The 9508-nt window shown below is 62.9% G+C and carries 5 protein-coding genes and 5 pseudogenes; 6 read left to right on the top strand and 4 right to left on the bottom strand.

Features of this window, described 5'->3' with window-relative positions; all coding sequences use genetic code 11:
- The 3 genes and pseudogenes from ACJH7A_RS29380 to ACJH7A_RS29370 form a co-directional block, all read right to left on the bottom strand.
- Positions 1-104, bottom strand: a pseudogene (locus ACJH7A_RS29380) (porin); the annotation flags it as partial.
- Between the two features lie 418 nt (positions 105-522).
- Positions 523-1824, bottom strand: coding sequence for an MFS transporter (locus tag ACJH7A_RS29375; RefSeq protein WP_061001302.1), 1302 nt, complete (start codon positions 1822-1824; stop codon positions 523-525).
- Positions 1821-2846: a PLP-dependent cysteine synthase family protein gene (locus ACJH7A_RS29370; protein WP_061010369.1), complete on the bottom strand. Its 1026-nt coding sequence runs from the start codon at positions 2844-2846 to the stop codon at positions 1821-1823. The genes ACJH7A_RS29375 and ACJH7A_RS29370 overlap by 4 nt, the downstream gene beginning before the upstream one ends.
- Before the next feature lie 1675 nt (positions 2847-4521).
- On the opposite strand from ACJH7A_RS29370, the pseudogene ACJH7A_RS29365 reads away from it, so the two are divergent.
- The 3 pseudogenes from ACJH7A_RS29365 to ACJH7A_RS29355 all read left to right on the top strand — a co-directional run.
- Positions 4522-5097, top strand: a pseudogene (locus ACJH7A_RS29365) (IS630 family transposase); the annotation flags it as partial.
- Positions 5098-5126: 29 nt separating this feature from the next.
- A pseudogene (locus ACJH7A_RS29360) lies at positions 5127-5441 on the top strand (transposase); the annotation flags it as partial.
- Between the two features lie 78 nt (positions 5442-5519).
- Positions 5520-5687, top strand: a pseudogene (locus tag ACJH7A_RS29355) (integrase core domain-containing protein); the annotation flags it as partial.
- Positions 5688-5727: 40 nt separating this feature from the next.
- Here ACJH7A_RS29355 and ACJH7A_RS29350 read toward each other — a convergent pair.
- Positions 5728-7008: an IS256 family transposase gene (locus ACJH7A_RS29350; protein ID WP_406803218.1), complete on the bottom strand. Its 1281-nt coding sequence runs from the start codon at positions 7006-7008 to the stop codon at positions 5728-5730.
- 219 nt (positions 7009-7227) lie between these two features.
- Between ACJH7A_RS29350 and ACJH7A_RS29345 the strand changes: the two genes are divergently transcribed.
- The 3 genes and pseudogenes from ACJH7A_RS29345 to ACJH7A_RS29335 form a co-directional block, all read left to right on the top strand.
- Positions 7228-7884: an MspA family porin gene (locus ACJH7A_RS29345; protein WP_406776331.1), complete on the top strand. Its 657-nt coding sequence runs from the start codon at positions 7228-7230 to the stop codon at positions 7882-7884.
- Between the two features lie 94 nt (positions 7885-7978).
- Positions 7979-8626, top strand: coding sequence for an MspA family porin (locus ACJH7A_RS29340; RefSeq protein WP_406803217.1), 648 nt, complete (start codon positions 7979-7981; stop codon positions 8624-8626).
- Positions 8627-8951: 325 nt separating this feature from the next.
- Positions 8952-9508: pseudogene (locus ACJH7A_RS29335) on the top strand (transposase); the annotation flags it as partial.

Raw genomic sequence — 9508 nt, 5'->3', positions numbered from 1 at the left:
ACCAGGCTCAGCTCATTGTCCAGACCCGCATGAGATGTTCCCGCCCCCAGGAACAACGACGACACGGCCGCCGCCGCTACCAGCACCCGGTTGAATGCCTTCATAGTCCCCACTTTCTGGGCTCGATGTCCTGCACAAAAGCTCCCGCAGACGACGGGCGGCGTCGACAAACCAACACCGTAGTCTGTCGACGCCGCCCCGAATGCGCCGCCGACGCTCAACATACGGCCTTCTGCCCGCTGGTGAGCTGTTCGAGCGCGTTTTTCCTCCAGTTGGCATCTGCCGCCCGAGGCCCGCAACTGCGTTGCGGGCCCTCCGTGCTTGAAGTCGGCCGATTTGGGGGTACCACAACACTCTTGTACCGTGGCCCGGTGCCGCTCAAGTGGTCGCACGCCAAGCACGACAGCGATCGGTATCGTCTTCGGCGGCGAAGTGGCCACCGCCGACTTGAGCGCGCTACTGGCCAGTAGTGATCCTGTTCTAATGCGGGCTGCTCGGTCGGTTCGTGTGTATTGGTGGCAGTCACCGCCGTGACGGAAGGCGATCAGTCGACGACTCGTTGTCTGTGGCCGATGCGACCTGTTCGTCCTGGCCGAGGAGCCCGGTTTGGTGTAATGCGTAGAGTGCTGCGGTACATACGAGCCCTACCGCGGTCAGCGACATCCACAGCAGGGAAGGTTGGCCGTGCTGCCGGGTGTAACCAAATACCGAGCCGGTCAACAGGTTTCCGGCGAGGATCCCGACCCCGACGATCGTGTTGTACAACCCGTAGTGCGTGGCTACCAAACGGTTACCCGCCAGCCTGACCACTGTGTCCATCTCAAACGGGAAGGTCGCGATGGTGCCGACAGCCAGCAGAGCCGCAGCCAGCAACAGGGCAACGGTCGCGGGAATCGATCCGGCCGCGCCGGCCGATGGCAGCAGCGCCAGCGGTACGAAGGCAACCGCGATAACCAGCATCCCGATCACCAAACTGCGACTTGGTCCGAACCGTGCCGATAGCCAGTCGGTAAGTCGCACCTGTCCGGCGATCGCCACCAGCCCGGACACCACAAAGATGCCTGTCACCAACGCAGTTTCGGATTTCTTGTCGGCGGTCAGCAGCGACGCCTGGAAAGGCAGCGCGAGGTACACCTGGAAGGTCAGCACGTACGAGCCGATCATTGCGCCCGAAAACAGCAGGAAGGCCTTGTTGGACATCACCGACCGCCAGTCGGCCAGCACTGGCTGCTTGTCCGGGTTCTGTTCGGCTCGGCTCGGCGGCAGCGCCGTCAGTTGGATCACTGTCAGGACGGCGAACACCGCGGCGGCGACGGCGCAGGTGATCCGGAAGTCCCAAGCCGTCAATGCCAGACCCACGATCGGTCCGAACAGGATACCTGCCTGGTAGAAGACGTTGAAGACGGCGAAGGCTTCCACCCTGCGATTCCCCGAATCCGCCGCCAGGTAGGCGCGCACCGCGGGGTTGAACAGGGCACCCGCGAAACCTGTTGCAGCTGAGGCAATCAACACCGCAGGTAGCGAGTCTACGAAGGCCAGCATCAGGAATCCGGCTGTGCGCAGAAAACAGCCGGCAACGATCAGCGGCTTGTATCCGAACCGGTCGGCCAGGGTGCCACCCACCAGGAACATGCCCTGCTGGGAGAAGTTCCGGACCCCCAGGACCAGACCCACCGTCCACGCCGCCAAACCCAATGGCCCCGCCAGGTATCCAGCGAGGTAGGGCATCAGCATGTAGAAGCCGACGTTGATGGTGAATTGATTCACCATCAGGATCTGGCTGGCCCGGTCGAAAGAACGGAACTGACGGAAAGTCCGAATCATGCCTGCCGGCCGATCGGATCGATCACCCGAGTCAGTCTGGTCCATCGATCCACCACTCGCGCGGACGGATCATCGATCACATCGGGCTCCTGCGCCGGCGGACGATCGAGCAAATCATGTTTGCGGCAGTAGTCATCGTCGTAAATGGTGCCGTGGTAGCGCATCGGACCGTCGGGAAACACGGCGGCGACACGCGTACCAGGAGCAGATGTGCGGGCTACCCACCCCGCGACCAATGCGACCGCCCCCACACTCCACCCACCGCTGGCATGGTATTTAGCGGCCAAGGTTCGTGCGGCCCAGACGGCCTCATTCGGCGCGACCCAATGGGCTTCGTCGAACGCGGGATAATCGACGTTACCCGGGTAGATGCTCGACCCGAGGCCACGCATCAGCCGCGTGCTGGCGGGCTGCCCGAATATCGTAGAACCGATGGTGTCGACCCCCACCAGCCGCAGATTCGGATTGTGTTCCCGCAGCACACGTCCCACGCCCGCCGAGTGCCCACCGGTGCCCACCGAGCACACGAGGGTGTCAACGGTGCCCAGCTGATCGATCAACTCTTCGGCGACGCCGCGGTAGGCATCGACATTATCGGGGTTCTGGTACTGATCAGGACACCACGAATCCGGTTCAACGGCAAGGATTTCAGCGACACGATCCTTGCGAGCTTGTTGCCATCCGCCGATCGGGTGCGGTTCGGTCACGATGTCGACCTGCGCGCCGTAGGCGGTCAGCATCTGAACGATGATCGGCTCCATCCCCGGATCAGTGACCAGGGTTACCGGGTGCCGGTAGATGATCCCAGCCAGCGCCAACCCCAGCCCCAGCGTTCCACTGGTTGATTCGACGATCATCGCCCCAGGCTTGAGGTCCCCACGGTCCCGGGCCTGCTCCACCATATATAGAGCGGGCCGGTCCTTCATGCCGTTGGGGTTGTGCGCCTCCAGCTTGGCCCAAAATCCGGTGTCAGATGTAGCAAAAGGTTCCGACACCCACAACACCGGGGTGTTACCCACCAACGTGTTGGGGTCGTGGAACTTCGGTCCCAGGTGAGTGCAACTACGACGAGAAGACAGAGCAATACTGTTGTTCATGAAAAATTCCCTGTGTGAGGGCCGCAACGATACGGCCGAAAGGTAGTAACGGGCGCTTGAGCCGCACCGGCGATACCACGATCGCTCCAGCAGCCGAACCCGACCCTCAGCAGCGAATCACACACAAATCAGTAAGAAGGACCCGCCCGAAGCGCGGAATCCCCGGGCAGCGGCGTCGCCGAGGCGATCCACGACACTCACGCCCAGACCACAGCGCCCCGAGAGCACCAGCGCCCAGCATCACACCCACGGTGACCAACACCCGCAACGGACCATCCGTTCGGACACTCAACGCAGGTACGTCAAAAACCGAGCACCACGCCGCATGCAAGGTACTGCCTACATGCGGATGCGCCGTCATTGCGGCGACATTGATTGCCGGCGCTCCAGAGATCGTGATCGGTGCCTGATGATGCTGAGGTGCGCGGAGGTGCTGTCCACGGTCACCGATGCAGTGCGCCAGCGGCAAACTGGCAGTAATGCCGACCAGCAGCGCCACCAACCACAGCCGCACCCGACTGCGACAGCATCGGCGGCCCCAGATCCTCACGGCCACAAAACTACCATGGCCCCAATGCCCCTAGCGGGTATGTGATCAAATCGTCACGCAATGCCGCGACGCGCCGAGCCGTTTCGGCCCACCCCCGCAAACCTTCCAGCACAGCGCTTCATGGCCGGCGCTGTCGCGGCGGGCGACACCGGACATGCATACCCCCTACGGGTGTGCGTGGCGGTGTTAAGGTAGGGCGATGGCGCTCACAGGTGACCGTGCCTGCGCCCGTGGCAGACTCGCCGCGGGCGCAGTGTGGGTGCTGCTGGCGCTCGCTGTCGCGCTGATCCCAGCGCTCCAATGCCCCCCGACTCACGATTTCGAGGGCCAGCATGTTCCGCGTGCGTCGCTGATACCCGCAGCGCAGGGGCTATCTACCGAGATTGCCGCCGCCCACACCGTCGATGTTCACCAGGAATGTCAACTGCCAGTGGCCGCCTCAGCAATCATGGCTACTGCAGGCGTTGGGCGCGGATGGGGAGTGCCGGCGGCGCTTGCGGTCGTCCTGTCAATGGCATTGCGGGCAGTGCGGTCGCCGAACACCCGCGGCCCGCCGTCACGCACTGCGATCTGGCTTCTGCATGGCGGTCGTGAGCGACTGCGGCATTTCTGCGTGATGCGGAACTGACTGACGATACCCACGGCCCTCAATCCCGGGGCCGCTGGTACCGGCAATCATCCATCACGGCCACCTCAACGGCGGCCCACACGCAAGGAATCCCTATGACTATCAAGGCTGTTCATCGTTTCGCGGTAGCGATCGCCGCACCAGCGGCCGCCTCCGCACTAGCCCTCTCCGCTCCGGCAACCACGCAAGCGGCAGGCCATGGTGCGGCACCGCCAGCCACATTCAGTGCTCCAACGCGACCCAGTCCCGGCCACCACGACAAGTGCTGGTTAATCCCACCGCACGGCAATTGCGACAGCGGCCACGGCGGTTGGGGCGGCGCGCACGGAGCCTGGGGCGGCGGCCAGGGCGGCCAGGGAGGCCATCGCTAGTGTTGCGTGTCGTTAATTCATTTACGTTTGGTTGGCCGCAAGAATTAGCGGATGTATACGGCCGCAGCATTGCAGTTGCGTGATGGTGACCGGGCTCGACTGGAGTCGTTGACACGGGCTTCGACGGTGAAGGCAGGACTGGCGACCCGGGCGCGGATCGTGCTGCTGGCCGCCGACGGTATGCCCAATACCGATATCGCCGACCGGACGGGCACCACGCGGCGCACGGTGCTCGAATGGCGTGGCCGCTACCAGGATTGCGGTATCGAAGGACTCGATGACGATCCCCGGCCGGGGCGTGCGGCGGTGATCGACGAGATCGCGGTGTTGTCGGAAACATTGGCGGACAGGGGCAAACCGCCGGCCCATCTGGGGGTCACGCACTGGTCTGCACGGTTGATGGCCACCCGGTTGGGAATTTCATTCGCCTCCGTGGCTCGCATCTGGCGCAAATGGAACATCCAGCCGCACCGGGTGGAAACCTTCAAGTTCTCCACCGACCCGGAGTTGGAGGCCAAGTTGCGTGAGGTGGTCGGGCTGTATCTGGACCCGCCCAAAGGAGCGGTGGTGGTCAGCGTCGATGAGAAATCCCAGATCCAGGCCCTGGACCGATCTCAGCCGATTCTTCCTCCACGATCTCGGGGGAACCACACTTCGGCGTCGGGGTCGAGCTGGCCGGTCAGTTCCTCGTTATCGCTGGGGACAACCCCGAACGGATCCGCAACGAGAAAGCCTTCGCAAAACTCTGTGGCGTGGCCCCACAGCCCGCCAGCAGCGGACGAACCACCGGCCGCCATCGCCTCTGCCGCAGCGGCGACCGCCAAGCCAACAGTGCCCTCTACATCGTCACTATCGTGCGACTACGCCATCACGAGCCGACCCGCGCTTACGTCGAACGACGTACCAACGAAGGACTCGGCAAAAGAGAGATCATCCGGTGCCTCAAGCGCTACATCGCCCGGGAGATCTACGCCAACCTCCCACGACCACAAGACAACTCACTGACCCGAACAGCCAACCCGCCGCGGCTTGACAAACATAGGAGCAGCGAACGCTACAACCGGACGCTGCAATGCGAATGGTCCTATCGCCGGGTTTTCGTCTCCAACGCAGACCGCGCCCGAGCCCTTGCACCTTGGGTCGAGTTCTACAACACTCAACGCCGCCACAGCGCACTCGACGGACTACCACCCATCAGCCGACCGCGACCAACCTGATGGGGGACTGTCTCGTTAACGGTGTTTCCGGCGGTTTCCATCAGTAGGTCTCGGCTGCCGGGAATCGGTCGCCGAAGGTGATCGCAAACGCGTTGAGCGCTGGCTTCCACCGCATCATCCATCGTGCCCTGCCTACCCCAGTCGGGTCCAGGGAACGGGTCACCAGATACAGACACTTGAGCGCGGCCTGCTCGGACGGGAAATGACCGCGGGCCTTGATCGCCCGCCGATAGCGAGCATTGAGAGACTCAATCGCGTTGGTGCTGCAGATGACCCGCCGTATCTCCACGTCGTAGTCCAGGAACGGAATGAACTCTGCCCAGGCGTTGTCCCACAGCCGGATCACCGCCGGGTAGCGCTGCCCCCATTTCTCGGTCAACTCATCGAACGCCGTGCGGGCCGCAGCCGCGTTGACCGCGGTGTAGATCGGCTTGATATCCCGTTTGATCTCGTCCCAATACTTGCGGGAGGTGAGCCGAAATGTGTTGCGGATCAGATGAATAATGCATGTCTGCACGATCGCCTGAGGCCACACATTGGTGACTACCTCGGGCAGCCCCTTCAGCCCGTCGCACACCACAAAGAAAGTGTCTTTGATGCCGCGGTTGCGCAGATCGGTCAGCACACTCATCCAGAACTTCGCGCCTTCACCGCCGGTGCCGGCCCACAACCCGAGGATGTCGCGTTCCCCAGCCAAGGTGACCCCGATGGCGGCGTAGAACGGGCGGTTGGCGACCTGGCCGTCGCGGACCTTGACCACGATCGCGTCGATGAAGATCGCCGCGTAGGTTTCATCCAGGGGCCGCACCGACCAGTCGTTCATCTCTTCGATCACTTTGTCGGTGATCCGGCTGATCGTCTCCTTGGACACCGAGGCGCCGTAGATCTCGGCGAAGTGCGCCGAAATCTCGCCGGTGGTCAAGCCTTTCGCATACAGCGACAACACGACCTCATCAACACCGGATAGTCGGCGTTGGCGCTTCTTGACGATCTGCGGCTCGAACGTTGAGGCCCGATCCCGGGGCACGTCGAGCTCCACCGCGCCGGTGGTATCGGTTAGCACCGTCTTGCTGCGGGTGCCGTTGCGGATGTTGCCCGCGCCCGCACCCGGCGGGTCGTGTTTCTCGTAGCCGAGGTGCTCGGTCATCTCCTCGTTGAGTGCGGTCTCGAGCACCGCTTTGGTCAGCTGTTTGAGCAGCCCGTCCGGCCCGGTCAGCGACAGGCCCTGTTCCTTGGCCAGCCGCACCAGCTCCGCGGCAGCCTGCGCCTCAGCCGACGCATCGGCCTGCTTCTTCCTCGCCACACCATCCAGTGTCGTCATCACGGCACCTTCCTCGCCGAGCTTCGCTCAGCGTGTCAGGCCGGAAACACCGATAAATCCACAGTCCCCCTGATGGCCGAGTACAGCTAGGGCTTATGCTTGGCGCCGGCAACGAATTCGGGGCGGCGCCGACAAGACCAGGGTCTCCTGGTCTTGTCGGCGCCGTCGCCGTGTGCAAGGAACTTCATACGGCACATCAAACTCGGAAAGGTGGGGACCATGAGGGTGGTTGGTCGGGTGCTGTTGGCGATGGCAGCGGCGGTGTCGTCGCCGTTCCTGGGCGCGGGGGCGGGGACGTCCCATGCGGGTCTGGACAATGAGCTGAGCCTGGTCGATGGTCAGGATCGGACGTTGACGGTGCAGCAGTGGGACACGTTCCTCAACGGGGTGTTCCCTCTGGATCGCAACCGGTTGACGCGTGAGTGGTTCCATTCGGGCCGGGCCAAGTACAACTGCGCTGGTACGGGTTGTGATGAGTTCGCGGGCACGTTGGAGTTGGGTTATCAGATTGGTTTCCCATGGTCGCTGGGTGTGGGGATCAATTTCAGTTACACCACACCGAACATCCTGCTCGATGATGTGACGCCGGCGACGTTCTTCCCGGGCACCATCGGCAGCGGTTTCGGTGGCATCATCACGCCGAACCTATTCCCGGGTGTGTCGATTTCTGCTGACCTGGGCAATGGTCCGGGTATCCAGGAAGTCGCGACGTTCTCGGTGGACGTGTCCGGCCCGGCCGGTGCTGTTGCCGTCTCGAATGCCCATGGCACGGTTACTGGCGCCGCCGGCGGTGTTCTTCTGCGTCCCTTCGCCCGGCTGATCGCCAAGACCGGTGATAGCGTCACCACCTACGGCGAACCATGGAACATGAACTAGACATGTGCTAGTGACTCTCCTGGACACTGCAGATGAACTGTCGTCCGTCGCAAACTTCATATGACACATCATCAATCCGCAGAAGGTGGGGACCATGAGGGTGGTTGGTCGGGTGCTGTTGGCGGCGGCGGCCGTGTCGTCGTTGTTCCTGGGGGCGGGAACATCTCATGCGGGTCTGGACAATGAGCTGAGCCTGGTCGATGGTCAGGATCGGACGTTGACGGTGCAGCAGTGGGACACGTTCCTCAACGGGGTGTTCCCTCTGGATCGCAACCGGTTGACGCGTGAGTGGTTCCATTCGGGCCGGGCCAAGTACAACTGCGCTGGTACGGGTTGTGATGAGTTCGCGGGCACGTTGGAGTTGGGTTATCAGATTGGTTTCCCATGGTCGCTGGGTGTGGGGATCAATTTCAGTTACACCACACCGAACATCCTGCTCGATGGTGTGACGCCGGCGACGTTCTTCCCGGGCACCATCGGCAGCGGTTTCGGTGGCATCATCACGCCGAACCTATTCCCGGGTGTGTCGATTTCTGCTGACCTGGGCAATGGTCCGGGTATCCAGGAAGTCGCGACGTTCTCGGTGGACGTGTCCGGCCCGGCCGGTGCTGTTGCCGTCTCGAATGCCCATGGCACGGTTACTGGCGCCGCCGGCGGTGTTCTTCTGCGTCCCTTCGCCCGGCTGATCGCCAAGACCGGTGATAGCGTCACCACCTACGGCGAACCATGGAACATGAACTGAGCCTGTCTGATCCGCCCCGGCGTGTCTGGAGAGTTCTTCTTTTGGGAAGGATGGGTCCATGGCTGCAGGGACGTCGAGACGGCGGTATCCGGAGGAGTTGAAGGCGCGGGCGGTGCAGATGGTGGCCGATCTGCGCAGTGAACCGCCCCGACTTTGTGCGCGCCTTCTTTTGAGGGAAGGTTGTTCGCATTATGGCGAAGAGGTACGACGAGAAGTTCAAGGCCAAGGTGAATCGCCCCGACTTCACCAGGTCGTCGCGGGTGAGCTCGCCGGCGGGCGTGTCAAATGGTCTGTGTAAGTCCTGTTAACGGAAGGATCGCAGGACGTGACAACAGGCAAGAACATGGATGCATCCCTGGTTGAGGCGGCTTCCACGGTGGAGATGGCCGAGGCGCTTCGGGCGTCGGGCGCGGTCGATGATCTGCTGGCGCAGATCGATACCGGCGAGGTCGCGCTGACCGGTGAAGGCGGGCTGCTGCCCGGGCTGATCAGGCTCGCTCTCGAACGCGGGCTGGCCGCCGAGCTGACCGATCATCTGGGATACGACAAAGGTGACCCGGCCGGTCGGGTGCTTCCCAATGCTCGCAACGGCACCTCACCCAAGACCGTGCTCACCGAAGCCGGCCCGGTGCCCCTGGATGTGCCGCGGGATCGCGATGGCTCGTTCACCCCCACACTGGTACCTAAAGGCACCCGTCGTATCGGCGAGCTCGACGACATGATCATTTCGCTATATGCAGGCGGAATGACGTTGCGGGACATCCAATTTCATCTTCAATCGACGATCGGGACCGAGGTGTCGCACGAGACGATCTCCAAGATCGTCGACGAGAGATCTCCGATGAGGTGCTGGCCTGGCAGCGCCGGCCGTTGGAGCCGCTG

It is taken from the genome of Mycobacterium sp. SMC-17 (assembly GCF_045310915.1).
GTDB lineage: Bacteria > Actinomycetota > Actinomycetes > Mycobacteriales > Mycobacteriaceae > Mycobacterium.
This window is presented reverse-complemented; position numbering and strand designations above follow the sequence as displayed.